The organism is Azonexus sp. GW821-FHT04F04 (assembly GCF_059420025.1).
This window is the reverse complement of the sequence record NZ_JBWKSX010000006.1, coordinates 90,150-114,635: the sequence shown is the minus strand read 5'-3', so window position 1 is coordinate 114,635 and position 24,486 is coordinate 90,150. Positions and strand designations below refer to the sequence as shown.

Genomic DNA, 24,486 nt, shown 5'->3' with positions numbered 1-24,486 from the left:
GTTTTTCGCCTTTCAGGTTTTCGCCATGCGCTACATTTCGACCCGCGGTCACGCCGCGCCCCAGTCCTTCTGCGACATTCTGCTCGGTGGCCTGGCGCCCGATGGCGGCCTCTATCTGCCGGAAAGCTATCCGCAGATCGGTCGTGACGAACTCGATGCATGGCGCCAGCTGTCGTACGCCGATCTGGCCTACGAAATTCTCGCCAAATTCATCACTGACATCCCGGCTGCCGACCTCAAGGCGCTGGTCGCCAAAACCTACACCGCCCAAGTTTATTGTCACACGCGCAACGGTGGCGATGCCGCCCAGATCACGCCGCTGACCAAGCTCGAAGACGGCCTCTACACGCAGGAACTGTCGAACGGCCCGACGCTGGCCTTCAAGGACATGGCCATGCAGTTGCTCGGCAACCTGTTCGAGTACGTGCTCGACAAGCGCAACGAGGCGATCAACATTCTCGGGGCTACCTCCGGCGACACCGGTTCGGCGGCCGAATACGCCATGCGCGGCAAGCACAACGTCAAGGTCTTCATGCTCTCGCCGGATGGCAAGATGAGCGCCTTCCAGCGCGCCCAGATGTATTCGCTGCAGGATGCCAACATCTTCAACATCGCCGTTACCGGCCTGTTCGACGACGCCCAGGACATCGTCAAGGCCGTCTCCAACGACGCCGAATTCAAGGCCAAGTACAAGATCGGCGCCGTCAATTCGATCAACTGGGCCCGCGTTGCGGCACAGATCGTCTATTACTTCCAGGGCTACTTCCTGGCCACGAAATCAAATGACGAGCAGGTCGCCTTCGCCGTGCCGTCGGGCAACTTCGGCAACATCTGCGCCGGCCACATCGCCCACCAGATGGGCCTGCCGATCGCCCGCCTGGTGCTCGCCACCAACGAGAACGACGTGCTCGACGAGTTCTTCCGCACCGGCGTCTATCGTCCGCGCACCGCTGCCCAGACCAGCATCACCTCGAGCCCGTCGATGGATATTTCCAAGGCCTCCAACTTCGAGCGCTTCGTATTCGATCTGGTCGGTCGCGATCCGGCGGTGGTCAAGGAGTTGTGGGCGAAAGTCGACAAGGGCGAGGCTTTCGACCTGTCTTCCACGGTCAACTGGAAAAACTTGCCAAAATTCAAATTCGTTTCCGGCAAGAGCACGCACATCGACCGCATCAACACCATCCGATTTGCTCAAGGCCGCTACAACGTCATGCTCGATACGCACACGGCTGATGGCCTGAAGGTGGCGCTCGAGCATCGTTTGCCGAACGTCCCGATGATCGTGCTCGAAACGGCGCAACCAGCCAAGTTCGAGGAAACCATCCGCGAAGCGCTGGGCACCGAGCCGGTCCGCCCGGCCGACCTGGCTGGCATCGAGAACCTGCCGCAACGTGTCGTGGTCATGGCGCCTGACGTCGAGGCAGTCAAACGCTATCTCGTCGAACGCGTCTGATCGCACCGTATTGACCGCAGGAGGGCAGCAGAGGCTGCCCTTTTTCTTGCTCAGAAATACCAGGTCACGGCTGCCTTGAAACGGCCGTCCTGAATCACCGGGATGACCACCATCGAGGTCAGGCCGGCCGCGGTGGCGGCACGTGCTGCCGGGCCGGGCTCGAATACCAGGTTGTCGCGCACCGTCGGGATGCCTTTTATCCAGGATTCGCCAATTGCGCCCTCCCATGGGGCAATGGTCGCCTCGCCATGGCACTCGGAAAGATGCGGCATCTGGTCGCAATCGCCCGCCCCGAAACGCAGGCCGCTGCCGTCCTCGTTGGGCACCCAGATTTCAAAGCGCCGGGCGATGGGCGTCCCCAGCGCCGAGAGAAAGGTCATCACCAGCGCCTGCTTGCTGTCGAAGGAACAGGGAATGCCGACGCCCTTGCTGATACCGATCCGGACGTTGCTGTCGTGGCGCAAGGTCCGTTTCGAACTAAGCAGATCCTGCATGATGCACGGCATGCCGCTTTGCCATACGGTGCCGGGCAGGCCGAAGCCGGGCCGGAACTTGGTGTGGCGAGCGGTCCATTCGAAGGTCTCGGCCGTGCCGTAATAGCCGTCGTCCATGCCCATGTCGAAGGATTCGGCTGGCGTGTTGCTCCAGATTTCGATACCGCCGACGTTGTCGAGGTCGTCGCCGATGAAGAAGACGATGACCGCCTGCAGATAGTCGCCGGCGAAGATAGGCAGGGCGATACCCGCCGTCAGGCCGGCTTTGCTGGCGGCTTCGGTGCGCAGAAAGTAGGAGTTCTCGAAACTGTGCAGAATGACCGGTCGCCTTGTTGCCCAAGCCTTGCCGGGCATTCCCTCGCCGTAGGGAAAAGTCATCGTTTGGCTGGCTCCTTTGAATTCGGCGAGTTCGCCATAGAGGCCATCGAAGAATTCGAGGTGCGTATGTTGTTTGTTGGGCACCCAGATTTCGGTAACCCGGATCAGTGTTTTCATGTTGTCGCGGTCCTGACAATGTTGGTATGAAGACGTTTTGTCCGGTGTCGTCGTTGACCCCTGGAAGGAAGGCTGTTGCACAATAACGAGCTATTGTCAGTGGCCTCGGGCAGCGTTGCCCGGTGTGTCCCAAGCAATTTTCAAACCGGAATCCAGGATGAAACGCAATGACGACTTTTGATCACGAAGCCTTCTGGTCGGCCCGCTATCGTGGCGTGGGCGACGACTACCTGTTTGGCACCGCGCCCAACAAGTTTCTCGCAGCGCAGGCAGAAAATTTCGGGGCGGGCATGAGCGTTCTCTCCGTTGCCGATGGCGAGGGACGCAACGCTGTGTGGTTGGCCGAGCAGGGCTGTCAGGTAACCGCCACCGAAATTTCACCGGTAGCCTTGGAGAAGGCAGCCAAACTGGCCCGTGGCCGGAATGTCACGGTCGACCTCGTGCAGGCCGATATTTTGAACTGGGACTGGCCACGCGAAGAATTCGACGCCGTGGTCGGCATCTTCATTCAGTTCGCCACCCCGGCCGAGCGGCCGCGCCAGTTGGCCGGGATGAAGCAGGCGGTGAAATCGGGGGGCTTGCTGTTCCTGCAGGGCTATACGCCGAAACAGCTGGAATACCGGACGGGCGGGCCGTCAGCGGTGGAAAGTCTGTATACGGCAGAGATGTTGCGTGAGTTCTTCGCCGACTGGGAAATCGTCTCGCTTCATGAGCATGAGGATACGATAGAAGAAGGTTCGGCCCATATCGGCCGCTCGGCGTTGATCGACCTTGTCGCGCGCAAACCCTAGAGGTTTGCTTCGCCTCTAGAGGTAGATGACGGCAGGGAAGACGGCGACGGCCAGTACGATGACCAGCCATTCGAGGTTGCGCCGGGCGAGGAAGCCCGTGAAGTGCAATACCAGTATGAAAATGGCAACGACGTAGAACAGCGCAAACAGCATCTAAGATTCCCCTGATTATTTTTGGATCGCCGGGCGCTGATTATGACGACAATCTGTTCAGAATTCTAGCCGACGAAACGCATTGAGAGATCGAGCGCCTTGACGTCCTTGGTCAGTGCACCGACCGAAATGCGGTCGACGCCGGTTTCGGCAATGGCCCGGATGGTCTCCAGCGTGACGTTGCCGGAGGCCTCGAGAACGGCGCGGCCGGCATTGATGGCGACGGCCTGGCGGAGCAGGTCGTTGTCGAAATTGTCGAGCAGGATCATCGTCGCGCCAGCGTTCAGGGCCTGATCCAGTTCGTCGAGGTTTTCAACTTCGACCTGAATGAACTTGCAGCGATCAGCTGCACCAGCCGCCACTTTTTTGGCGGCAGCCATCGCTTGGGCGATGCCGCCAGCCGCGTGGATATGGTTTTCCTTGATCAGGATGGCGTCCCACAGGGCCAGGCGATGATTGCCGCCGCCGCCAGCGCGAACTGCGTATTTCTGAGCGATGCGCAGGCCGGGCAACGTCTTGCGGGTATCGACGACCTGCGCCTTGGTGCCGGCGATCGCATCGGCGTAGATGCGCGCCTTGCTGGCCACCGCCGAGAGCAGTTGCAGGAAGTTGAGGGCGCTGCGTTCGGCGGTGAGCAGGGCGCGCCCGTTGCCGTCGATCTCGCAGAGCAGTTGATTGGCCACGATACGCTCGCCATCGGCGGCATGCCACGTGATACGGGCGCTCGGATCGAGGCGGGCGACGCATTCGTCGAACCAGCCGCGGCCGCAGAGTACGCCGGGTTCGCGGCAGATCACCGTGGCCTTGACCTGGCGTTCGCCGGGAACGAGGCTGGCGGTCAGGTCGCCGGCGCCGACATCTTCGGCGAGGGCAGCAGCGACATTGCGGGAGATTTCGGCGGCGAGCGGGTAGTCGAAGGCGATGGTCATTGCAGGATTCAGGATGCGGTGGAGGGCGGGATTTTACAGCTTGCCGTTGTCGGCAACCCATTCGTTGAAGAGATTGCGCGCGGCGTCGATGACGTCGCCGGCAGTCAGGCCAACCGGCCCGATACCGTTGGCGACGAGGCGATCGGCCGCCGCGCCGTGCAGGTGAACGCCGGCCAGCAGGGCCAGTTCGGGCGGCCAGTTCTGGGCGAGCAGGGCGACGATCAGGCCGCTTAGCACGTCGCCCATGCCGGCCGTGGCCATGCCGGGATTGCCTGTTGAATTTAGCCAGATTTTCCGGTTGACCGTGGCAATCACGGTGCCGCAGCCCTTGAGGGCGACATGGCAGCGGTAGCGGCCGGCCAGTTCGCCAGCAGCCTTGATGCGGTCAGTTTGCACGTCGCGCACCGAGCAGCCGAGCAGGCGGGCCGCTTCGGCCGGGTGCGGGGTCATGATGGCGGGGCCGACGCGGTTGTAGAGGTTGCCTTCGAGACGGCCATCTTCGGCCAGCAGGTTGAGTGCATCGGCGTCGAGGACGAGTTGGACGGGGGCTTTGAGCGATTGTTCGAGCAGGCGCAGGGCTTCCGACGAACGACCCAGTCCGGGGCCGCAGGCCAGCGCCTGGAGGTCGGCCTGGAGCAGCGTATCGGCCCGGCGCATCATCAGTTCCGGTTGCTGCAGGTCGACGGTCGGCGCGTCGGCATCAAGCAGCCCGAGATAGACGCGGCCGGCGCCCAGTTTGAGGGCGGCACGACCGGCCAGAAAGGCGGCGCCGACCATGGTCTTGCCGCCGCCGAGGATGCCGGCACTGCCGAAGCTGCCCTTGTGCGTGTTGTTGCGGCGCGGTTTCAGGCGAGATGCAAAATCGGCCAGGGTAACGACATGGGCATCCGGCTCGACTTCGTCAGCCGGGTTCAGGGCGAGGTTGGCGACACGAATCTCGCCGCAGCAATCAGGGCCGTCGGCGGTCAACAGCCCAGGTTTGCCGGCGATGAAAGTGATCGTGTGGCTGGCCTGAATGCACGGGGCAAAGCAGGCGCCGGTGTCGGCATTCAATCCGGATGGGCAGTCGAGCGCCAGCAGCGGGCAGTTGTCGCGTTCGGCCAGGCGATTGGCCGTGGCGATCCACTGGGCGTAGCTGCCTTCCGGCGCCCGGGTCAGGCCGATGCCGAACAGGCCGTCGATGATCAACGACCAGCGGATATCGTCCGGAATAACCGTGGTTGTCACGCCGCCGGCGGCGCTGAAGGCTAGTTGAGCCGCCGACGCATCGGCCGGGAGTTTCCCAGCATCGCCTGCGAAAACAACCCGCACGTCGAAAAAGCGCTGGCGCAGCAGTCGTGCCACCTCGAAAGCATCGCCGCCGTTATTGCCCGGTCCGGCAAGGACGAGGATGGCGTGGTTCCGTTCACCGGCGAGGCTGACCGCCCAGTCCGCAGCCGCCGCCCCGGCGCGCTGCATCAGGGCGTCATTGGCATGGCGGCTTTCGATCTGGCGCAGGCTTGGCGAGCGGTAAAGCGTGTGCGGATTCATGCGCTTATTCTATCGCCGGCGGACGGCGCACATGCTTGAGAATCATCGCGAACAGGGTGTCCGGATCGATCGGTTTGGTGATGTGGTCGACCATGCCGGCGGCCAGGCAGGCAGCTCGTTCTTCGGCCAGGGCGTGAGCGGTCTGGCCGATGATCGGCAGATCGGGGGCCTGTTGGCAGATGGCCCGGGTGGCGTCGAGGCCGTTCATCACCGGCATCTGGATATCCATCAAAACGACATCGTAGGCTTGCGCGCCATTTTTGCGAACGGCGTCGACGGCCTGCTGGCCATCCTCGGCAAAGCTGGCCTCGGCACCGACCTCAGCGAGGATTTCGCTCATGATGAAGCGGTTGATGTCGACGTCTTCGGCGACCAGAATTCGTAAACCGGCCAGCAGTCGGGGGGCGTCAGCGTTGACCTGAGCCGCTTTGGCATTTGCCTCGGTTGCAACGAGAACCGCCCTGTAGGGCAGGCGCACGGTGAAGCAACTGCCGATGTCGGGTGTGCTGTCGACGCTGATCGTACCGCCCATCAGGCGAACAAGGTGATCGGTGATGGCCAGCCCTAGGCCGGATCCGCCGAAACGCCGGGTCGTTGAGTTGTCACCCTGCTCGAAGGGGTTGAAAATGCTGGCCTGTTGTTCCGGCGATATGCCGATGCCGGTATCGGTAATGCGGAAACGCAGATGGTCGCCATCGAGATCCGCTTCTAGGCTGACGCTGCCGCTACTGGTGAACTTGACGGCGTTGGAGAGCAGATTGAGCAGGATCTGGCGCAGGCGCAGGGCGTCGCTGCGACATTCGGCCGGCAGGTTATCGTCCAGCGCCAGGTGAAAATCGAGTCCCTTGCCGATCGCACGCTCCTGCAGCATCTCGACGCTTTCATCGAGAATGACACGGAGGTCCACCGGCACATCCTCGATCTTGAGCATGCCGGCTTCCATCTTCGAAAAGTCGAGGATGTCGTTGATGATGCCGAGCAGCAGCTTGCCGGAATGCTGAATCTTGACGAGGGCGTCGTGGGCCTTGCTGGCTTCGTCCGTGGCGCGCAGGGCGATGTGGGTCATACCCAGCACGCCATGCAGCGGCGTGCGGATTTCATGGCTCATCTTGGCCAGGAATTCGCTCTTGGCCATGGCCAGGCGAAGGGCGTCGGCCCGGGCCAGTTCGAGATCGGCCGTGCGTTCCTCGACCAGTTGTTCGAGATGGTCACGATACCGCGCAATTTCGGCATCCTTGCGCGTATGTTCGGCGATGGCGTTGCGCAGGTCGCTCTCCATTGCCTTGATGTCGGTAATGTCGGCGACGAAGCCACAGAAGATGATGTCGTTGTTGGCACCGGGTTCCGGGACGGCGCGAATGAGCAGCCACTTGATCTGGCCATCGGGCATGCACAGGCGGTATTCGTAGCGCCAGGGAAGCAGGTTTTTTGCTGCCGCATTGAGCGCGTCGATAAAAGAATGGTAGTCATCCGGGTGAACCATCCGGCGCAATTTGTCGGTGCTTTCACGGACCTCGTCCGGCGTGACGCCATATAGATCCTTGATTGCATCGCTGGCAAACGGAAAGCTGCCATTTCCATTGGCATCCAGCCGATACTGGAAAACGACGCCCGGTACTTCGGAAACGATCTGGCGCAGGCGGTTGTTGGCGGCATGCTCGGCGGCCTTGGCCTCCTCGGCAATGATGACTTCCTGCAGCCCGTTGAAAGCGGTGGTCAATTGCCCGATTTCATCATTCTTGTGGACCGGCAGGGCCTGGCGCGGCACTGCGCCGCTACTCATCCGGGCCAGCAACTGCGAGGTTTCGGCCAATGGCCGGAACTGCCTGCTCAGCCACCACCAGCAAAGGATGGCCAGCACAAGCGTCAGGCCGGAGGAAACCATGACGAGGTGCCGTTCGACATCCTCGATTGGCGCGAAGGCTTCGGCGGCTGGCAGGACGGATTGCATGAGCCAGCCGGTGCTCGGTATCTGTTTGCTTGACGACAACTCGAGGACGCCCCGCGAACTGCGGGCCAGGCCGGAGCCTTCGTAGCCGTCGATGTAACTGTCGTAAACCGCGTTCACGCCACGCGCCGGGCCACTCTTGAGCAATCGGCGCTTGTCCGAGGCTGTCACGTAGCTGCGCGTCTTGGGGGCGGTGATCAGGAAGTCGCCAGTCACCCCGTATTTGGTTGCACCGATCTGGTCGAGGAAATTCGGCCGGTTCAGGTTGGTGACACCAACGACGACGCCAACCACTTTTTTTTGCTCATCGTGGATCGGCGACATGATGGCAAAGATCGGTTGCTGGCTATGTTCGCTGAACAACGGGTCGGTGATGGTCGCCCCGGCGCCGCTCAGCACATGCTTTATCCCGGGATAGTCGAGAAAGTTGACGCCGGTGCGCTTGAGTTGGCGTGGAATGCTTGCCACTGCTCTGCCCTGGCGATCAATGACCAGTACGCCCCAATTGAAAATGCTCTCGGGGAGAGGGTGGCGTTCCAGCGAGGCTTGGGCTTCCGGCGAGTCGGCCAGTCGGCTCAGGCGATAGCCGTCGGCGATAACGTTGATGATCTGCTGCCGCTCCCGAATCGAGCGATCGAGTTCGCCGGCAATCAGGGAGACGGTCGAGAATTGTTGGTGGGAGATCGTTGTCTCCATGTCGCGGCGCATGGTGTGGCCCAGCGCAAACACAGCGCTCCACAGGACGAACAGGCCAAGCAGCAGAACGCCGATGGTGATGCGCGTCTGTAGCGATCGCAAATCGAACAGTGCCAGCAGTTTTTTCATCGTGCTTTTGGAGTTTCTGTCGTTTTTTGACAGCTTACGGCGTTCTGATGGATTTCGCCAGAAGGATGGTTTGGCGATGAATGCTGACGGTATCGTTTATCTGTCGGGCATAGCCGCCGGCCATGGCAATGGCGACCGGAACACGGTGGTCCAGGGCTTTGTTGAAAACCATCAGGTCGCGCGCGGCCAGGCCTTCAAAGCTCAGCCCGAGGCGCCCGAGGCGGTCGTCGTGGTAGGGATCGGCGCCGGCCAGGTAGATGACCAGATCGGGCTGGACGAGATCGAAGGCAGTAGCGAGACCGTGGCCGAGTTGGAGCAGGTAGGCGTCGTCTGAGCAGCCGTCGGGCAGTTCGATGTCGAGGTCGCTCTGTTCCTTGTCGAACGGAAAGTTGCGGGCGCCGTGGATGGAGAAGGTGAAGATGCTGTCGTCGCCGCGCAGGATGCTGGCCGTGCCGTTGCCTTGATGGACGTCGCAATCGACGATCAGCACGCGCTCGACGCGGCCTTCGGCCTGCATGGCGCGGGCGGCGACGGCGGCATCGTTGAAGACGCAGAAGCCTTCGCCATGGTCACGGAAAGCGTGGTGTGTGCCGCCGGCCAGATTGGCCGCTACGCCGTCCTCCAGCGCGGCACGGCAGGCACCGATGGTGGCCCCGGCCGAGCGGCGGGAGCGTTCGACCATGCCGGCGCTCCACGGAAAGCCGATTTGTTTTTCGGCCGTTTTTTCCAGTTGACCGTGGGAAACGGCTTGGATGTAGCTGAGGTCGTGGGCGCGGGCCAGTTCTTCGTCGCTGGCGGCGTGCGGCAGATGAAAATCGGCCGGACCGAACTCGCCGCTGGCGAGCAGGGTTTCGCGCAGCCGGGAATATTTTTCCATGGGAAAACGATGCCCGGCCGGCAGAGGCAGAACGAAGACATCGGTGTAAAACAGCCGCACGGCCGATGTCTTCGGGGAAAAGCCTAGTTCAGCGCAGCCGACATCTTGCGACGGAATTCGCGGATCAGATCGTCGTATTGGTCGCTGCCGGCGAGGGCTTCGAACAGCGTCAGCAGGGCCTTGCGGCCGGCGCCTTCGTCGAAGAAGCGGTCGCGGACCACAACCTCGAGCGCTGCTTCCATGGCGGAGCGGAAGTTGCCCTGGGCGGCGAAGGCGCGCGAGAGATCGAGGCGAACGCCATGATCGGCCGGGTTGGCAGCCAGCTTGGCTTCGAGTTCGGCTGTATCGGCGGCACCGGCGGCGAGCGCCAGGCGGGCGCGCAGGGCGTTGGCGCGCTCGGCTTCCTGGGTGTAGTCGCCGGAGAGCAGTTGGCCGGCTTCGTCGTTGCGGCCGAGCTGCATCATGACGTCGACGGCGTCGAGCTGGATGGCCTGGTCTTCCGGCTTGGCCTGGCTGGCTTCAACCAGCTTGGCGAGCGCTTCTTCGAGCTTGCCTTCGCTGACCAGCGCAGCCGCTTCGGCGCGCAGGTCGCCGCCGGGGCCGGCCGGCAGGGCGAAGCGGTCGAGGAATTCGCGGATCTGGCCTTCGGGCAGGACGCCGTCGAATTGATCGACCAACTGGCCCTGGAACAGGACCTTGACGGACGGAATGCTGCGCACGCCGAAGTGCTGGGAAAGCTCCGGGTTTTCGTCGGCATTGACCATGGCGAGCAGGAAGCGGCCCTTGTATTCCTCGGCCAGCTTTTCGAGCAGGGGCTTGAGCACCTTGCACGGCTCGCACCACGGCGCCCAGAAATCGACGACCACCGGCACGCTTTCGGCCGGTTGGAGGACCTTGGTTTCGAAATCTTCGATGGATACGTCAAAAGCAAATTCGGACATGGCGGGGCCTGTTTAAATTAGAGTCGGGTGAATTCTACCGTCAGCTTCATGGCGACGGGAGAATGCAGGGAAAGCGTCGGGCCGTCGTTACGCACCAGCCATTCGGCGAGGCGGGCCGGGAAGTCGGGTGTGTCGGGCAGAGCGTCGTTTGCTGTGTCTTTTATTAAATCGAGGCTGGCCGGCGAGTTTTCAAGAGGTGAGCGGCTCAAGGCCAGCCAGTGGCCGCTGGCGACATCGGCCGCGTGGTCGAGCTGGGCGCACAGCACCTGGGCGCAACGACCTTCGTTGAGGCAGACGATGGCCAGACTGAGCAGTAACGACCAGTTCGCGACGCCTGCGCAGTCGAGCGGCAGGTGCGTGGCCGTTTGCAGGCCGGGCAGAAAGCTCTGGATCTGGGCGGCGGCGATGGCGGGCTGGGTGGCGAGGAAATCGTAAGGCATCGGCTCGGCGCTGCCAGAGCAGACTTCATCGAGCAAGGTCAGTGTTTCGAGGCGCGGGCCGCTGGTCGATTGCCAGAGCAGGGCGGTTGGCAAGGCGCGGCGCTCGGCAGGCAGGCAGGCCAGGGCGCCGACCAAGGCCAACTGGGTGAGCGGCGCGGCCCGGCGTAGCGGCTTGCCGAGGGCGGCGCGTACGGCGGCCGGCAGTTCGGCGGGGGCGAAGCTTTGGCTGAGTACTGCAGTCAGGTTGATCATCCGTGGCGCTCCACGATCAGGCTGGCCAGACCACCGCCGAAACCGATCAGGTTGAGCAGGGCGCGTTCGATGTGTTCGGTGCTGCGCTCGACCATCGGGAACAGGGCGATTTCTGGATCGACCTTGGAGAAACCAGCTGTGGCGGGGATCTTGTCGGCATCGAGGCTGGCGAGCAGGGCGGCGAGTTCGGCCAGGCCGCTGGCGCCCAGCGTGTGGCCGAGGCCCGGCTTGAGCGAGAGGAGCAGCGGCATGTTCTGGCCGAAAACGCTGCGCAGGGCGTTGGCTTCGGCCAGGTCGGTGCCCGGCGAGCCGGCAGCCTGCAGCTTGATCAGCTCGATGTCGGCGGCTTTCAAATTTGCCTCTTTTAGACAGTCGACCGTGACATCGGCAATCCGGGAGCCATCAGGGTTTGGGCCGGTGGTCGAAAAACCGTCGAGGCCGGTACGCAGCCCGGCGATGCGCCAGGTGGCGGGTTTGGTGCTGAGGTGCACGGCAGCGACTGCCTCGCCGAGGACCAGGCCGTCACGTCGGGCATCGAAGGGGCGTCCTGCTGTGCGCGAGAGCAACTTCATGGCGGCGAAACCAGCCAGCGTGCTGTCGTTGGCCAGTTCGACGCCGAGGACGATGGCGTCGTCGATCAGTCCGGCGGCGATCAGGCTGCGCGCCGCGTCGAGGGCAGAAAAGCCGGAGGTGCAGGCGTTGGAAAAGCTGGTGCGGGCACCGCTCAGGCCCAGCCATTCGCCGATTTGGCGGCTGAACGAGGCGGCAGCGACCGGCAGTTCAAACGGCGCGCCAAGTTGCTCGAAATGGCCGATCTGGAATGACGAGGAGGCTACGAACAGTGGCGTTTCGGCTGGAAGCTTACCGAGCTGACCGGCGACCTGGCGGATGGCCTGCTTGGCGCGAAGCATCCAGTCGTGCTCGTCGAGCGGCAGTCCAAAGTAGGGAAAGGAGCGCTCGCCCAGTTTTCGTTGGCCGGCGCTGCATTCACCATTCCACAGCGCGCTGGCAACAGTGGCCGGGGAATTGCCGCGGGCGCAGAGCAGGGCGGAATTGGCGATGAAGACCGGACGCGTCATGCGCGGCTGGCCAGCCAGGCGTCGAGGTGTTCGGCCATGTTGGCGACGCTGGACAGGATGCGGCGGGTTTCCTTGCTGTCCGGCAGGCGCAAACCATAGGTTTTCTTGATCGCCATCGAGACCTGCAGGGCATCAAGCGAATCGAGCTGGAGCGGTGCTTCCGGCCCGAAGAGGATTTCGTCGTCGGTGATGCTGGCCGGATCGCAATCCTTGTCGCAGGCTTCGACGATCAGGGTCTTGAGGGCGAGGCGGAGGTCGGTGGTCATGCGCTTTGGCGGCGGTTGAGCCAGGTCGCGGCGGCGAGTGCCAGGGCCGCGCAGGCGAGAAGTTTGACAAGGTCGGGCAGGATGGCGGCAAAGTCGCCGTGGCGTAGCATGACGGTGTGGAAGCCGTTGAGCGCCCAGGCCATCGGCGACCATTCGGCGAGGGTCTGCATGGCGCCCGGCATCATGAACTTGGGGACCATGATGCCGCCGATGGCGGCCATCAGGATGTTGCCGACGCCGCCGATGATCGTGGACTGCTGCGTCGTCTGGGCCACGCTGGCGACGAACAGGGCGCAGGCGACAGCGGCCAGGCTGACAGCGGCGGCCACCAGCCAGCAATGGAACAGCCCGGCGCCGGACGGCATGACGAGCGCTTCGCCACCGAACAGCGGGACGCCCCAGATACCGACGGCAACCATCAGGACGGCCTGAATTTGATTGACGACGAAAAAGGGTACTAGCTTGCCGAGCAGCACGTCGCGGAACGGTACGCCCATGGCCGCGAGGCGCTGCAGCGTGCCTTGCTGGCGTTCGGTGATCAGGATGGCGGAAATCGGGATAACGACGAAGAACATGGCGAAGACCAGCCAGGCGGGCACGTTTTGCTGTACCGACGAGGGTGGGCGGATGCTGCGGTCGTTCTGCACGGCGGTGCTGACGATTTCGTCCGGCCAGTCGCGTTCGGCCGGGCGGGCAGTCGTCGGCAGGCCGAACAGTTTGCCGGCGCTATGCGTCAGTTCGTCGGCCCGCAGCATGCCGAGCGCGGCGCTGGTCTGGTTGCGGAAGGCGAGTTGCAGAGCCGGGTTCAGCGTCGGATCGACCATCAGGGTCAGTGATTCGGTGGCTTGGCCATCGGCCCCGGCCGGGGTCAGCAGGCGTTCGCCAAAGCCCTTGGGCAGGACCAGCGCCAGCGCGTAGCGGCCGGCGCGGATGTCGGCCCGGGCGGCGTCGGTCGTCGCCGGATCAGCCACGCGACGGAAGCTGCCGGTCTTGTCCAGGCGGCGGGCCAGCGATTGCGAATGGGGGCTGCCATCGAGGTCGACGATGGCGTAGGCCACGTCGATAGCGGCGCCGGGCATGAAGGCGTCGTGCAAGGCCATGGTCATCACCAGAATGAAGATGATGGGCATGACGAAAAGCGCGGCCAGCCCGTGCCGGTCACGCAGCAAGGCCAGAGTTTCCTTCGTCCATAGGGCAAGCAGGCGGGTCATTTTTTGGCTAGTCCCGCAGTGAGCGCCGGGTCAGGCGCATGAAAAGCTGTTCGAGATTTTGCCGTCCGACGTGTAGCTGGCGCACGGTGCAGCCAGCTTCGGCCAGCTCTTCGAGCAAACGGGCCACTTCCACGGTCGACCGGAAAAAAAGCTCAAATTTGAAATGGCCGAGATCGGTCGCAGCGTAGCGTTCGGCCAGAGTGGGCGGCAGCGGCTGGTCGAGTTCGATTTCGGCGCTGCTGTCGGCGGTGGCCAGCAGGTCGTCGAGCGTGCCTTCGCTCAGGACGCGGCCCTGGTCGAGGATGGCGACTCGCTGGCAGATGGCCTCGACTTCTTCCATGTAGTGGCTGGTGTAGAGCACCGTGGTACCGGCGGCGGGCAGAGCGGCGATGGATTCAAGCAAGAAGCTGCGCGACTGCGGGTCGACGCCGACGGTGGGTTCGTCGAGCAGGAGTAGTTGCGGCCGGCCGAGCAAGCCGATGGCCAGGTTGAGGCGCCGGCGCAGGCCGCCGGAGAGTTGTTCGGCGCGCTTGCCGGTGACTTGTTCGAGCCGGGCGAAGGCGATGGCGGCGTCGGTCTGCTGCCGACGCTCGCCGTGCGCCAGGCCAAGTGCGCCGGCAAAGAAGGCCAGATTCTCGGCGACGGTCAGCATCGGATAGAAGGCGTAATCCTGCGGCACCAGCGAGATGGCGCGCGGGTTGGCGGCGCGGGCGTCAGCTAGTGGCTGGCCATTCAGCGAAATGCGGCCGTCGGCTGCGGTCAACAAGCCGGCGAGCAGCGAAATGAGTGTCGTCTTGCCGGCGCCGTTCGGGCCGAGCAGGCCGTAAATGCCGCCAGCCGGAATGTTGAGCGATACGTCCTGCAACGCCGGGGCGGCGGCATCGCGATAGCGGTAGGAAACGCCATCGATCTCGAGCATCAGGCGGCGCGGCGCAGATCGCGGAAGAAGGTCTGCTCGCGGTCGGCGATGGCGCGTAGCTTGTCGGCCAGTTTGGCCGGATTGAGCGGCTCGCGGTCGCGGATCATGCGGGCCGTGGACAGCGCGAATTCGCGCCACTCGTCGCCGATGTCGACGAGCGTTTCGGATAGTTCATTGAGCGCCGGGCGAGCCAGTCGCTCGGCCGCTTCCTGCAGGAAGGCGGCGTAAATGAAACGGAAGCCGCCGCCGCCGGTGCCGATTTCTTCCTGCATGCGGACGACTTGGCCGATGAACATCTTGGCTGCGGCCGGGTTACCGGCTGCATCGAGGCGCTGAATGGCATTGGCCAGCCGACGGATGCCGCGGACGCCGATGATCGGGATCGGTGAGTCGAGCAGGATGCGTGTCGTTTTCTTGATAGCCTTGGGCAGGACTTTCGCCCAGTCCGGTTCGGACGGCTTGCCTTCCGGGTAGTAAAGCAGCCCCTTCGGGGCCAGCACGCCCTTGGCAAAACGGGCGCGACGCAAGTCGGCCGGGGCACAGGTCACCGTCGTTTCGACCACCGGGTCGGATAGCTGGTAGTCGCCGCTCGCCGCATCGCGACCATAGGCCAGCACATTGTGGGCATTGAAATGAAAGCGCAGGTCTTCCGGCATGTAGGGCAGCCAGAATACCGAGGTCTGCATGCCGACCAGTCGGCCGGCATCGAGCAGTTCGTTCAGGCGCTGTTCGCCGGCTTCCGCGCTGCGGAAGGTTTCGAAACGCATCTTGAGGCCGAGCGGCTTCTGCAGGCCCTTGATGATGAACTTCGGTGGCATCCGGTAAGCAACCAGCGGCAGGCCGTTGATCTTGATGATCGGCAGATAGGCGAAGGAGAGCGCCGACGACAGGCCGAAAGCCATCGCCTCCGAGATCGGCAGGCCGAGATGGCGCAGCATCGACGACATGACGCCGCTTTCGCAATGGGAAGCGTGGCTATGCTGGAATTCCATCATTCGGCCTTTTTGAGTTGCTCGACTGTCAAGCCCATGGCGTCGCCATAGCGCTTGAGCAGCCCGGCCGACAGGCCCTGGAAGATGTCGGGCCGGAAGTGGCGGCGGATGCGCCATTGCCACAGGCCGGTGACCTGCGACAGCAACGGCACGTCCATGCGCGCCTTGTGCATGTGGTATTCGAGCGCCGAAGTCTGGCCGGCGATGACGCGCTGGCGGGCATCTTCGGCCAGTCGGTTGAGGTCATCGACGGCCTGCCGGGTGACGATTTCCTCGACTTCCCAGCCGGCCGATTGGACGATGTGCAGCTTGCCGTCGGCACCGCGTGCGTACATCGCCTTGCGCTGGCCGCCCAGCGTGCTATTGCCTTCCTGCGGGACTTCGCTATCCAGCATGGTCGACCGCCGTCAGGTGCATCAGCGAGCCGGTGAAACGGCCGCTTTCCGGGATGAAGCAGAGCAAACGATCACCCCGTTTGAGGCGGCCGCTTTTGAGCAGTTCGTCGATCATGATGTAGATCGACGCCGAACCGGTGTTGCCCTTGGTCTGCAGGTTGGTGAACCATTTTTCCGGGGCGATCGGGAAGCCGACGGCGGCCATGCAGTCGGCCATCGGCTGGCGGAAATACTCAGAGGACATGTGCGGCAGGAACCAGTCGATGTCGGCTGATTTTACATCGCGGGTGCGCTGCATTTTTTCCAGCGACTTGCCGATGGTCTGGTAGGTCACTTCGGCATTGAGCAAACGGACATCCTGCTTGACCGAGAAAATCGACAGAGTCGCCCGCTGCTCCGGCGAATAGTGCTGCCAGCCCTGCAGCGAACCGTCGCCGAGCTTTTCACCGCCGGCATACATGCAGACTTCCATCGTATTGGCCTGCGACAGGATGTCGATCCAGTCGATGCGCAGCGACAGGCCATCGGTACGCGGCTGATCCTGCAGCAGAAAAGCCCCGGCACCGTCGGACAGCATCCAGCGCAGGAAATCCTTTTCGAAAGCGATTTCCGGATTGGTTTCCAGCTCGGCTACCCGGTGTTCCGATTCGGCGGCGAAATTGCGCGCATGCAGGATGCTGGAGGAAAGTTCGGAGGCGGTTGCCACTGCGTTGCGGGCCTGTCCCGAAAGCACGCTCATCCAGGCATATTTGAGCGCCGTGATGCCGGCCACGCAGATGGCTGCGGTCGACACGACTTCGCAGGCCGGAATGCCCAGTTCGCCATGCACCATGACGCCGTGGTTGGGCATGATCTGATCAGGAATGGTCGTGCCGCTGACCAGGCAATCGATATCGTCGGGGGAAAAACGCTCGCAGGCCAAGCCGCGCACGGCTTCGGCCGTCAACTGGGCGTTGGTATGGGTCGGGGCACCGGTCACCGGATCAATGGCGTAATGGCGCTGGCGGATACCGTTGTTGCGCAGCACGATGCGCCGGGCGCGCGACGGCTTGCCGGCAATCATGCCCAGAACTCTTTCGATGTCGTCGTTGCCAACCGGCGCATTGGGTAAAAAAACCGACGTGCCGTTGATATAAACCTTGCCGCTAGGGTGCATATTTTTGTAAGTTGAATTCCTGCGAGCCGGAAGGCTGCTCCAGTTCGGCCTTGAGCCGCTCAAGCCGGGGTCTGAGCAGCGGGGAAAATAGCCATTGTAACAACAGGCTTATTGGAACGACGGTCACGATGAGCGTGAACAGGTAAACCACAAACAGTAAAACGACAGGGCGCCGCCGCCACTGGCCGCGTTTGCCGACCAGCCGGACCAGTTTCGACCAGACCCCAAAAGCCCGTCGCCCGGCCCGTTCGCTGACGGCAAGACGGGCTATGACAGTGACCGCACGCAAGCCGGCGAGCATCGGTTGGCCGGATTTTTCCCGGTCATTGTTCAAGCCATCGGCCAGCGCCAACCCGAAACGACTGGCTTGCCGGATTTCTTCCGGCGACACGCCGGCTGGTGGCAGACCCAGAAAACTGTCTTTCTTTCCGGTCCATACCCAGCGCGGCGTGGTGATGAATGTGGCCAGCGGGTGCCCCTGGTCGGTGAAGGCAAGGTGGTCGATCAGGCGGCCACCGGCGCTGGCAATCAGTTGTTTCATTGTCTCCTGTGCCGACAGCCACATGTTGCGGCAGGCGACCAGCGTGATGACCGGTTTGCCGCAGATCAGCTGCCGGCCTTCGGCGCTTTGCAGGAAGGCCGTCATCGGGAGCGCAGGGGAGAGATACCAGACCTGATAGGTCAGGATCACCAGATCGAACGGAGTATCGGCGGCGATGCCGAGTGGGCGCAGCGGCGGCGCATCGAGCTGAACGCACTCGGGGAAGGCGTCGAAAAAATCGACAATCGGCCAAGGAAACGGAAACGGCGTTTCCGGCACCAGTGTTTCGAGGTGTACGTCATGACCGGCTGCCCGCAAGGGGGTGATGACTTGCTCGGTAATGTCCGAAAGCTGTCCGGTTTGGGAAAAGTTGACGACGAGAACGCGTTTCAAGAGGCATCCGCTAAGCTGGCTAACCATTAATTCTAGCAAATCAGCTTGCTCTTACAGAGATCAGGCGTTATTCCATGCGGAAGGTCGAATTTGGTCGACACGCTTGGGGTTTTTGGCCCTTATCGGCTATGATTCTGCTTTCCCGCAGCCTGTCTTTCCATGACCAAATTTGTTTTCGTTACGGGTGGTGTCGTGTCCTCATTGGGCAAAGGCATCGCCGCCGCGTCGCTCGGGGCCATTCTGGAATCCCGCGGCATCAAAGTCACCCACCTCAAGCTTGACCCCTACATCAACGTCGACCCTGGCACGATGAGTCCTTTCCAGCACGGAGAGGTTTTCGTCACCGAGGACGGCGCCGAGACCGATCTCGATCTCGGGCATTACGAGCGCTTCACGAGCGCCAAAATGGGCAAGCGCAACAACTTCACGACCGGCCAGATCTACGATACGGTGCTCAAGAAAGAGCGTCGCGGCGAGTATCTCGGCAAGACCGTGCAGGTCATTCCGCATATCACCGACGAGATCAAGAACAAGATCAAGGCCGGTGCCGAAGGTGCCGAAGTAGCCATCGTCGAAGTCGGCGGTACGGTCGGCGACATCGAGTCGCTGCCCTTCCTGGAAGCCATTCGCCAGATCGGTTTCGAAGAAGGCCGCAACAACGTCTGTTACATGCATCTGACGCTGCTGCCCTACATTCCGACCGCCGGTGAGCTGAAGACCAAGCCGACCCAGCATTCCGTCAAGGAGTTGCGCGAAATCGGCATCCAGCCGGATATCCTGCTTTGCCGCGCCGACCGTTCGATTCCGGTCGAGGAACGCCGCAAGATCGCGCTGTTCTGCAATGTCATGCCGGAAGCCGTCATCGAGTGTCTCGATGCCGATTCGATCTACAAGATTCCGGGCATGCTGCACGAACAAATGCTCGACGAAATCGTCTGCCACAAGCTCAACATTCTGGCCAAGGCCGCCGACCTGACGGTCTGGCGCAACCTGATCGTGGCGCTGGAGCATCCGCAGCACGAAGTGACGGTGGCTTTCGTCGGCAAGTACGTCGACCTGACTGAATCGTACAAGTCGCTGATCGAGGCGATCAAGCACGCTGGTATTCATACGCGTAGCCAGGTCAATATCGTCTATCTCGATTCCGAAGATCTCGAAAAGAACGGTGTTGGTGTCCTCAAAGGAGTCGATGCCATTTTGGTGCCGGGCGGTTTTGGCCGTCGCGGTACCGAAGGCAAGATTGCCGCCATTCGTTATGCTCGTGAAAACAAGGTACCTTATCTCGGTATCTGTCTCGGCATGCAGCTCGCTGTCGTCGAGTTTGCCCGCGATGTCGCCGGCATGGCTGAAGCGCACTCGACCGAGTTTGTTCAGGACACGCCTTATCCGGTCATCGGCCTGATTACCGAATGGCTCGACGCCTCCGGCAAGGTCGAAAAGCGTAGTGAAGATTCCGATATCGGCGGCACGATGCGCCTTGGCGGTCAGGTCTGCAAGCTGGCCGAAGGCTCTCTGGCCCGCAGTATTTACGGCGCTCCGGAGATCACCGAACGTCACCGCCACCGTTATGAAGTCAATAACACCTTGCTGGCCCAACTGGAAGCCAAGGGCCTGGTCGTTGCCGGCCGCGCGCCGGGTACCGATCTGTGCGAAATGGTCGAATTGCCGGCAGACGTCCATCCGTGGTTTGTCGGTTGTCAGTTCCACCCTGAATTCACCTCCAACCCGCGTCAGGGTCATCCGCTCTTTACGTCGTTCGTAAAGGCCGCGCTGGCCAATCAAAAGGTCAAGGCTAAATGAAACTCTGTGGTTTTGAGGCTGGTCTTGACCAGCCTTTTTTCCTGATTGCCGGCCCGTGTACTGCCGAATCGGAGCAGCTCTGCCTCGATGTTGCCGGCCACATGAAGGAAGTCTGCGGTCGACTGGGAATTCCGTACATTTTCAAAGCTTCCTACGACAAGGCCAACCGCAGCTCCGGCAAGTCGGTGCGTGGTCTGGGTCTGGAGGAAGGTCTGCGTATCTTTTCGGAAGTTCAGCGCCAGATCGGCGTGCCGGTCTTGACTGATGTGCATACCATTGAAGACATTCCTGCCGTCGCCAGCGTTGTCGATGTCCTGCAAACTCCGGCTTTTCTCTGTCGCCAGACCGATTTCATTCATGCTGTCGCAACCTGCGGCAAGCCGGTGAATATCAAGAAGGGTCAGTTCCTGGCGCCGGGTGACATGAAGAACGTGGTCGACAAGGCGCGCGAAGTAAATAACGGTGCTGACAACATCATGGTCTGCGAACGGGGCGCTTCCTTCGGCTACAACAATCTCGTGTCCGATATGCGTAGCCTTGCAATCATGCGCGAAACGGGTTGCCCGGTTGTTTTCGATGCCACCCACTCGGTGCAGTTGCCGGGCGGGCAGGGTACGACGTCGGGTGGTCAGCGCGAATTCGTCCCGGTGCTGGCTCGGGCAGCTGTTGCCGTCGGTATCTCCGGTCTGTTCATGGAAACCCATCCGTGCCCGGAAAAAGCCTGGTCGGATGGCCCGAACAGTTGGCCATTGGATCGCATGGAAAGCCTGCTGGCGACGTTGGTTGCACTGGATAAGGCTGTCAAATCGGCTGGGTTCGAAGAGCTGAAGTAATTTGCCTGTTAATTATTTAGTTTAAGTTTTTAATTTAACCTTCTGATAATAAGGAAGAAGTATGAGTTCAATCGTTGATGTTGTAGCCCGTGAAATTCTCGATTCCCGTGGTAACCCCACGGTTGAAGCTGACGTTCTGCTCGAGTCCGGTGTCATGGGCCGCGCTGCAGTCCCGTCTGGCGCCTCTACCGGTTCGCGTGAAGCGATCGAGCTGCGCGACGGCGACAAGGGACGCTATCTTGGTAAGGGCGTGCTGCAGGCTGTCGAGAACATCAATACCGAAATTTCCGAGGCGATCATCGGCCTTGACGCTCAGGAGCAGGCTTTCATCGATCAGACCATGATCGATCTCGACGGCACCGACAACAAGTCGCGTCTTGGCGCCAACGCCATCCTGGCCGTTTCGATGGCCGTCGCCAAGGCCGCGGCTGAAGAATCCGGCCTGCCGCTCTACCGTTATTTTGGCGGCATGAGCCCGATGCAGATGCCGGTGCCGATGATGAACATCATCAACGGTGGCGAGCACGCCAACAACAGCCTGGACATTCAGGAATTCATGGTGATGCCGGTTGGCGCAGCCAATATCCGTGAAGCCATTCGCTGTGGCGCCGAAATCTTCCATGCGCTGAAGAAGCTGCTCAACAAGGCAGGTCATTCCACCGCCGTCGGTGACGAAGGCGGTTTTGCCCCGAACCTGGGCAGCCATGCTGAAGCACTGCAGATCATCATGCAGGCCATCGAGGCAGCCGGTTATGTGCCGGGCAAGGACGTCCTGCTGGCGCTCGACTGCGCCGCTTCGGAGTTCTACAAGGACGGCAAGTACAAGCTGGCTGGCGAAGGTCTGGAGCTGACCTCGGCTCAGTTCGTTGACTATCTGGCCAACCTGGCTGACCAGTTCCCGATCGTCTCCATCGAAGACGGCATGTCCGAAGCCGACTGGGATGGCTGGAAGCTGCTCACCGATCGCCTTGGGAAGAACGTGCAGATCGTTGGTGATGACGTATTCGTGACCAACACCAAGATCTTCAAGGAAGGCATCAAGAAGGGCATCGGCAATTCGATCCTGATCAAGATCAACCAGATCGGCACCCTGTCCGAAACCTTTGCTGCCGTCGAAATGGCCAAGCGCGCCGGTTACACCGCGGTGATTTCGCATCGTTCCGGTGAGACCGAAGACAGCACCATCGCCGACATCGCTGTCGGCCTCAATGCCGGCCAGATCAAGACCGGCTCGCTGTCCCGTTCCGACCGTATCGCCAAGTACAACCAGCTCATCCGCATCGAGGAAGATCTGGGCGATACCGCTTCTTACCCGGGCCGCGAAACCTTCTACAACCTGCGTTAATTACGCATGCGCTGGCTGACGGTCGGCCTTCTCGCAGCCATCGGCCTGCTCCAGTTCCCACTGTGGGTGGGCAAGGGGGGCTGGCTGAAGGTTTGGGAATACGACCGTCAATTGCAGCAGCAGAAGGAAGTGACCAAGAAGCTGGAAATCAGGAACGCGGGCCTTGATGCCGAGGTCCGCGATCTGAAGCAGGGCTACGATGCCATCGAGGAACGCGCCCGCTTCGAGCTGGGCATGGTCCGGCAGGATGAAACCTTCGTGCAGATTCCGGAAAAGGTTCCCGGAAAATAAGCGAAATAAAGGCGTCGACCGCGGTAGTCATCAGCATTTGCCTCCGTTAGAATCGTTCTCAGCAGTGCCCCACGCAGAGCGCTCAAGGAGAACAACATGCTGCTCAAGGTTGGCGAAAAGGCTCCCTCATTTTCGTTGCCGGATGCCGATATGGAGACTATCGATCTGGCGAAGTTTCAGGGGCAGAAACACATCGTTATATTCTTCTACCCGAAGGATGGAACACCCTGTTGTACCAAGGAAGTCACTGATTTTTCGGACCATGAGGACGAATTCCTCCGTCAGGACTGCGTGCTGTTCGGTATCAGTCGTGACGACTGCATGAAGCACGCGGAATTTCGCGACAAGGAAGGTATCGGCATCGAACTGCTGTCGGATGAGGAAGGCGCCGTCTGCAAGCAATACGGTGTCTGGCAGGCCAAGGAAGTGGATGGCCACAAGAAATTCGGCGTTTGCCGCTCCACCTTTATCATCGATCGTCGCGGTATCATTCGCCACGCGCTTTACAACGTCAATTACAAGGGCCACGCACTGGAAGTGCTGCGCCTGGTCAAGGAACTAAATTCATGAACACGCAGGTTGCCAAGAATTCCGTCATTACACTCGATTACCACGTTACCGATCCCGATGGCGAAGTGGTCGATGAAGGCCGCGAGCCGCTGATCTACTTGCATGGTGGTTACGACGACATTTTTCCGCTGATTGAGGAATCCCTGCAAGGCAAGAAGGTCGGCGAATCGGTCAAGGTCAAGCTGCAGCCGGACGAGGCGTTTGGTGAATACGATGCCGAGATGGTTCAGATCGAGCCACGCAAGGACTTTCCGAAGGAGCTCGAAGTCGGCATGCAGTTCGAAGGCGGCCCGGAAGAAGGCGGCGAGGATGACTTTGTGATCTATCGCGTCACCGAAATTGCCGACGACAAGGTTGTTCTCGACGGCAATCACCCGCTGGCCGGCATGGCCCTGATTTTCACCTGCACGGTCACGGCGATTCGTCCGGCCAGTGCGGAAGAAATCGAGCACGGCCATGTACATGGCGGCGATGACGACGAGGAAGGCTGCCACTGATCGGTGGCTTTTCTCTCACCAAGCAATGCCCGCTTCGGCGGGCATTTTTTATGGCTATTTGGGCGGCCAGGGATGGGTTTCGAAACGGAACAGGGGGGGCGATTCGGTATCAATGATGCCGCGTGTCCAGCCCATGATCGGATAGCCGTGGGTTTCAACCCGCGTGAAATTGCCCATTGGTCGGCCTTGCTTGTCCCGGAGCGGATGATCTATCCGGCTGATATGTGAGTCGCCATGGACGGCGACGACCTGACCGGTGAATTGCGATGTTTCGTGGCGCAACTGTTCCAGAAAGTCGCGGTAGCCCTGATGGGCAAAGCCCTGATTGAAATGCGTGAAGACCGGGTTGGCCTGGAAGAGCAGGACGATACCAGCCAGTTTGTCACGCCGGGCCAGGGCGAAATTTTCCTTGAGCCAGTCGATGACGACCGGATTTCGGGCCAGGAATTCCGGACTCGGTTGGCCGGTCATTCCCCAATTGTTGTTGCCGCCTGGCAGATTGAGCGTAACGAATAGAACCGGGCCAAGGCGAAAGCGGGCGTGTTCCGGATAGTTGCCGGGCTGTCGCTCAAGCGTCATTGATTTCTGGCCGAGGGACAGGCCATTGCGCCAGAACAGGCTGCGCAACTTGTTCAGGCGCCCAAGAGGGGCGTAGCTCCCATTCGACACGCGATCACAGTCGGACCACTCGTTGTCACCAGGTACAAAAACAAAGGGCACGCGTGAGGCGTTGAAGACGCCATGACGATCAGCGAAAAGACTGTCGTCGCAGCGATCCCTGCCCGACTTGATATCGCCGATATGGGCAACGAATTCGACCTGGCTCTCGGCGATGGCCTCAAGCATTTTCGGCAGCTCAGCCCGCTCGTAGTCGGAATAGGGGGTGTCGCCGATGACGGCAAAACGCCAGACATCGGCGTGGACCTGAGTTATCGCGCCGATCAACAGCAGGGCCCATTTCAATTTTGGCCAAAATTTCCGGTTGACCGTGGGAATCACTACTTTTCCTTTCACCATTAATCGCCTCTACCCAAGGCGCTATCACGGTAATGAAATCAAAGAGAAACGTA

At 61.4% G+C, this 24,486-nt stretch carries 25 protein-coding genes; 8 read left to right on the top strand and 17 right to left on the bottom strand.

Features of this window, described 5'->3' with window-relative positions; all coding sequences use genetic code 11:
• Positions 1–25: 25 nt before the first annotated feature.
• Positions 26–1,453, top strand: coding sequence for a threonine synthase (gene thrC / locus AC07TV_RS13300; protein WP_494648842.1), 1,428 nt, complete (start codon positions 26–28; stop codon positions 1,451–1,453).
• Between the two features lie 50 nt (positions 1,454–1,503).
• Here thrC and AC07TV_RS13295 read toward each other — a convergent pair whose 3' ends face one another.
• Entirely contained in the window at positions 1,504–2,442 is a 939-nt protein-coding gene (locus AC07TV_RS13295; protein ID WP_494648841.1) for a GAF domain-containing protein, read from the bottom strand.
• Between the two features lie 167 nt (positions 2,443–2,609).
• On the opposite strand from AC07TV_RS13295, the gene AC07TV_RS13290 reads away from it, so the two are divergent.
• Entirely contained in the window at positions 2,610–3,233 is a 624-nt protein-coding gene (locus AC07TV_RS13290; protein WP_494648840.1) for a class I SAM-dependent methyltransferase, read from the top strand.
• 15 nt (positions 3,234–3,248) lie between these two features.
• On the opposite strand, the gene AC07TV_RS13285 is transcribed toward AC07TV_RS13290, so the two are convergent.
• The 15 genes from AC07TV_RS13285 to AC07TV_RS13215 all read right to left on the bottom strand — a co-directional run bounded on the left by AC07TV_RS13285 (position 3,249) and on the right by AC07TV_RS13215 (position 18,080).
• Positions 3,249–3,386: a hypothetical protein gene (locus AC07TV_RS13285; protein ID WP_494648839.1), complete on the bottom strand. Its 138-nt coding sequence runs from the start codon at positions 3,384–3,386 to the stop codon at positions 3,249–3,251.
• A 65-nt stretch (positions 3,387–3,451) separates the two neighbouring features.
• A complete protein-coding gene (nadC, locus tag AC07TV_RS13280) occupies positions 3,452–4,315 on the bottom strand; it encodes a carboxylating nicotinate-nucleotide diphosphorylase (RefSeq protein ID WP_494648837.1) in 864 nt (287 codons plus the stop codon).
• 33 nt (positions 4,316–4,348) lie between these two features.
• Positions 4,349–5,845 (bottom strand): NAD(P)H-hydrate dehydratase, encoded by a 1,497-nt coding sequence (locus tag AC07TV_RS13275; RefSeq protein ID WP_494648836.1) that lies wholly within the window; start codon positions 5,843–5,845, stop codon positions 4,349–4,351.
• Between the two features lie 4 nt (positions 5,846–5,849).
• Entirely contained in the window at positions 5,850–8,618 is a 2,769-nt protein-coding gene (locus tag AC07TV_RS13270; RefSeq protein WP_494648835.1) for an ATP-binding protein, read from the bottom strand.
• Between the two features lie 34 nt (positions 8,619–8,652).
• Positions 8,653–9,555, bottom strand: a complete 903-nt coding sequence (locus AC07TV_RS13265) for a histone deacetylase family protein (RefSeq protein WP_494648834.1) — start codon at positions 9,553–9,555, stop codon at positions 8,653–8,655.
• Between the two features lie 23 nt (positions 9,556–9,578).
• Positions 9,579–10,436, bottom strand: coding sequence for a tetratricopeptide repeat protein (locus AC07TV_RS13260; RefSeq protein ID WP_494648833.1), 858 nt, complete (start codon positions 10,434–10,436; stop codon positions 9,579–9,581).
• 17 nt (positions 10,437–10,453) lie between these two features.
• On the bottom strand, positions 10,454–11,128 hold the full coding sequence (locus tag AC07TV_RS13255) for a hypothetical protein (RefSeq protein WP_494648832.1): 675 nt from the start codon (positions 11,126–11,128) through the stop codon (positions 10,454–10,456).
• On the bottom strand, positions 11,125–12,207 hold the full coding sequence (locus tag AC07TV_RS13250; RefSeq protein ID WP_494648831.1) for a beta-ketoacyl synthase N-terminal-like domain-containing protein: 1,083 nt from the start codon (positions 12,205–12,207) through the stop codon (positions 11,125–11,127). The genes AC07TV_RS13255 and AC07TV_RS13250 overlap by 4 nt, the downstream gene beginning before the upstream one ends.
• On the bottom strand, positions 12,204–12,473 hold the full coding sequence (locus AC07TV_RS13245; RefSeq protein ID WP_494648830.1) for an acyl carrier protein: 270 nt from the start codon (positions 12,471–12,473) through the stop codon (positions 12,204–12,206). Before AC07TV_RS13245 ends, AC07TV_RS13250 begins: the two co-directional genes overlap by 4 nt.
• The gene (locus AC07TV_RS13240) at positions 12,470–13,684 is read right to left on the bottom strand and encodes an ABC transporter permease (protein WP_494648829.1); all 1,215 of its coding nucleotides are present in this window, start codon (positions 13,682–13,684) and stop codon (positions 12,470–12,472) included. Before AC07TV_RS13240 ends, AC07TV_RS13245 begins: the two co-directional genes overlap by 4 nt.
• Positions 13,685–13,691: 7 nt before the next feature.
• Entirely contained in the window at positions 13,692–14,603 is a 912-nt protein-coding gene (locus tag AC07TV_RS13235; protein WP_494648828.1) for an ABC transporter ATP-binding protein, read from the bottom strand.
• Entirely contained in the window at positions 14,603–15,598 is a 996-nt protein-coding gene (gene darH, locus AC07TV_RS13230; RefSeq protein WP_494648827.1) for a BtrH-related acyltransferase DarH, read from the bottom strand. The genes AC07TV_RS13235 and darH overlap by 1 nt, the downstream gene beginning before the upstream one ends.
• Entirely contained in the window at positions 15,595–15,990 is a 396-nt protein-coding gene (locus tag AC07TV_RS13225) for a DarG family dialkylresorcinol biosynthesis protein (protein WP_494648826.1), read from the bottom strand. Before AC07TV_RS13225 ends, darH begins: the two co-directional genes overlap by 4 nt.
• Entirely contained in the window at positions 15,980–17,146 is a 1,167-nt protein-coding gene (locus tag AC07TV_RS13220; RefSeq protein WP_494648825.1) for a beta-ketoacyl-ACP synthase III, read from the bottom strand. Before AC07TV_RS13220 ends, AC07TV_RS13225 begins: the two co-directional genes overlap by 11 nt.
• Positions 17,136–18,080, bottom strand: a complete 945-nt coding sequence (locus tag AC07TV_RS13215; RefSeq protein ID WP_494648824.1) for a dialkylresorcinol condensing enzyme — start codon at positions 18,078–18,080, stop codon at positions 17,136–17,138. The genes AC07TV_RS13220 and AC07TV_RS13215 overlap by 11 nt, the downstream gene beginning before the upstream one ends.
• Before the next feature lie 159 nt (positions 18,081–18,239).
• Here AC07TV_RS13215 and pyrG point away from each other — a divergent pair, with 159 nt between their 5' ends.
• The 6 genes from pyrG to AC07TV_RS13185 all read left to right on the top strand — a co-directional run bounded on the left by pyrG (position 18,240) and on the right by AC07TV_RS13185 (position 23,416).
• Positions 18,240–19,880, top strand: a complete 1,641-nt coding sequence (pyrG, locus tag AC07TV_RS13210; protein WP_494648823.1) for a CTP synthase — start codon at positions 18,240–18,242, stop codon at positions 19,878–19,880.
• Positions 19,877–20,713, top strand: a complete 837-nt coding sequence (gene kdsA / locus AC07TV_RS13205; protein WP_494648821.1) for a 3-deoxy-8-phosphooctulonate synthase — start codon at positions 19,877–19,879, stop codon at positions 20,711–20,713. Before pyrG ends, kdsA begins: the two co-directional genes overlap by 4 nt.
• 61 nt (positions 20,714–20,774) lie before the next feature.
• Positions 20,775–22,058 (top strand): phosphopyruvate hydratase, encoded by a 1,284-nt coding sequence (gene eno / locus AC07TV_RS13200; RefSeq protein WP_494648820.1) that lies wholly within the window; start codon positions 20,775–20,777, stop codon positions 22,056–22,058.
• A 6-nt stretch (positions 22,059–22,064) separates the two neighbouring features.
• A complete protein-coding gene (ftsB, locus tag AC07TV_RS13195; protein WP_226405391.1) occupies positions 22,065–22,349 on the top strand; it encodes a cell division protein FtsB in 285 nt (94 codons plus the stop codon).
• 96 nt (positions 22,350–22,445) lie between these two features.
• Positions 22,446–22,919: a peroxiredoxin gene (locus AC07TV_RS13190; RefSeq protein WP_494648819.1), complete on the top strand. Its 474-nt coding sequence runs from the start codon at positions 22,446–22,448 to the stop codon at positions 22,917–22,919.
• Positions 22,916–23,416: an FKBP-type peptidyl-prolyl cis-trans isomerase gene (locus tag AC07TV_RS13185; protein ID WP_494648818.1), complete on the top strand. Its 501-nt coding sequence runs from the start codon at positions 22,916–22,918 to the stop codon at positions 23,414–23,416. Before AC07TV_RS13190 ends, AC07TV_RS13185 begins: the two co-directional genes overlap by 4 nt.
• Before the next feature lie 54 nt (positions 23,417–23,470).
• On the opposite strand, the gene AC07TV_RS13180 is transcribed toward AC07TV_RS13185, so the two are convergent.
• Positions 23,471–24,379, bottom strand: a complete 909-nt coding sequence (locus tag AC07TV_RS13180; RefSeq protein ID WP_494648817.1) for a hypothetical protein — start codon at positions 24,377–24,379, stop codon at positions 23,471–23,473.
• Between the last annotated feature and the right edge of the window lie 107 nt (positions 24,380–24,486).

Excerpts from the sequence above, each read along its gene's own strand:
- thrC (WP_494648842.1), top strand. The coding sequence starts at position 26 with ATGCGCTACATTTCGACCCGCGGTCACGCCGCGCCCCAGTCCTTCTGC.
- AC07TV_RS13295 (WP_494648841.1), bottom strand. The coding sequence starts at position 2,442 with ATGAAAACACTGATCCGGGTTACCGAAATCTGGGTGCCCAACAAACAA.
- AC07TV_RS13290 (WP_494648840.1), top strand. The coding sequence starts at position 2,610 with ATGACGACTTTTGATCACGAAGCCTTCTGGTCGGCCCGCTATCGTGGC.
- AC07TV_RS13285 (WP_494648839.1), bottom strand. The coding sequence starts at position 3,386 with ATGCTGTTTGCGCTGTTCTACGTCGTTGCCATTTTCATACTGGTATTG.
- nadC (WP_494648837.1), bottom strand. The coding sequence starts at position 4,315 with ATGACCATCGCCTTCGACTACCCGCTCGCCGCCGAAATCTCCCGCAAT.
- AC07TV_RS13275 (WP_494648836.1), bottom strand. The coding sequence starts at position 5,845 with ATGAATCCGCACACGCTTTACCGCTCGCCAAGCCTGCGCCAGATCGAA.
- AC07TV_RS13270 (WP_494648835.1), bottom strand. The coding sequence starts at position 8,618 with ATGAAAAAACTGCTGGCACTGTTCGATTTGCGATCGCTACAGACGCGC.
- AC07TV_RS13260 (WP_494648833.1), bottom strand. The coding sequence starts at position 10,436 with ATGTCCGAATTTGCTTTTGACGTATCCATCGAAGATTTCGAAACCAAG.
- AC07TV_RS13255 (WP_494648832.1), bottom strand. The coding sequence starts at position 11,128 with ATGATCAACCTGACTGCAGTACTCAGCCAAAGCTTCGCCCCCGCCGAA.
- AC07TV_RS13250 (WP_494648831.1), bottom strand. The coding sequence starts at position 12,207 with ATGACGCGTCCGGTCTTCATCGCCAATTCCGCCCTGCTCTGCGCCCGC.
- AC07TV_RS13245 (WP_494648830.1), bottom strand. The coding sequence starts at position 12,473 with ATGACCACCGACCTCCGCCTCGCCCTCAAGACCCTGATCGTCGAAGCC.
- AC07TV_RS13240 (WP_494648829.1), bottom strand. The coding sequence starts at position 13,684 with ATGACCCGCCTGCTTGCCCTATGGACGAAGGAAACTCTGGCCTTGCTG.
- AC07TV_RS13235 (WP_494648828.1), bottom strand. The coding sequence starts at position 14,603 with ATGCTCGAGATCGATGGCGTTTCCTACCGCTATCGCGATGCCGCCGCC.
- darH (WP_494648827.1), bottom strand. The coding sequence starts at position 15,598 with ATGATGGAATTCCAGCATAGCCACGCTTCCCATTGCGAAAGCGGCGTC.
- AC07TV_RS13225 (WP_494648826.1), bottom strand. The coding sequence starts at position 15,990 with ATGCTGGATAGCGAAGTCCCGCAGGAAGGCAATAGCACGCTGGGCGGC.
- AC07TV_RS13220 (WP_494648825.1), bottom strand. The coding sequence starts at position 17,146 with ATGCACCCTAGCGGCAAGGTTTATATCAACGGCACGTCGGTTTTTTTA.
- pyrG (WP_494648823.1), top strand. The coding sequence starts at position 18,240 with ATGACCAAATTTGTTTTCGTTACGGGTGGTGTCGTGTCCTCATTGGGC.
- kdsA (WP_494648821.1), top strand. The coding sequence starts at position 19,877 with ATGAAACTCTGTGGTTTTGAGGCTGGTCTTGACCAGCCTTTTTTCCTG.
- eno (WP_494648820.1), top strand. The coding sequence starts at position 20,775 with ATGAGTTCAATCGTTGATGTTGTAGCCCGTGAAATTCTCGATTCCCGT.
- ftsB (WP_226405391.1), top strand. The coding sequence starts at position 22,065 with ATGCGCTGGCTGACGGTCGGCCTTCTCGCAGCCATCGGCCTGCTCCAG.
- AC07TV_RS13190 (WP_494648819.1), top strand. The coding sequence starts at position 22,446 with ATGCTGCTCAAGGTTGGCGAAAAGGCTCCCTCATTTTCGTTGCCGGAT.
- AC07TV_RS13185 (WP_494648818.1), top strand. The coding sequence starts at position 22,916 with ATGAACACGCAGGTTGCCAAGAATTCCGTCATTACACTCGATTACCAC.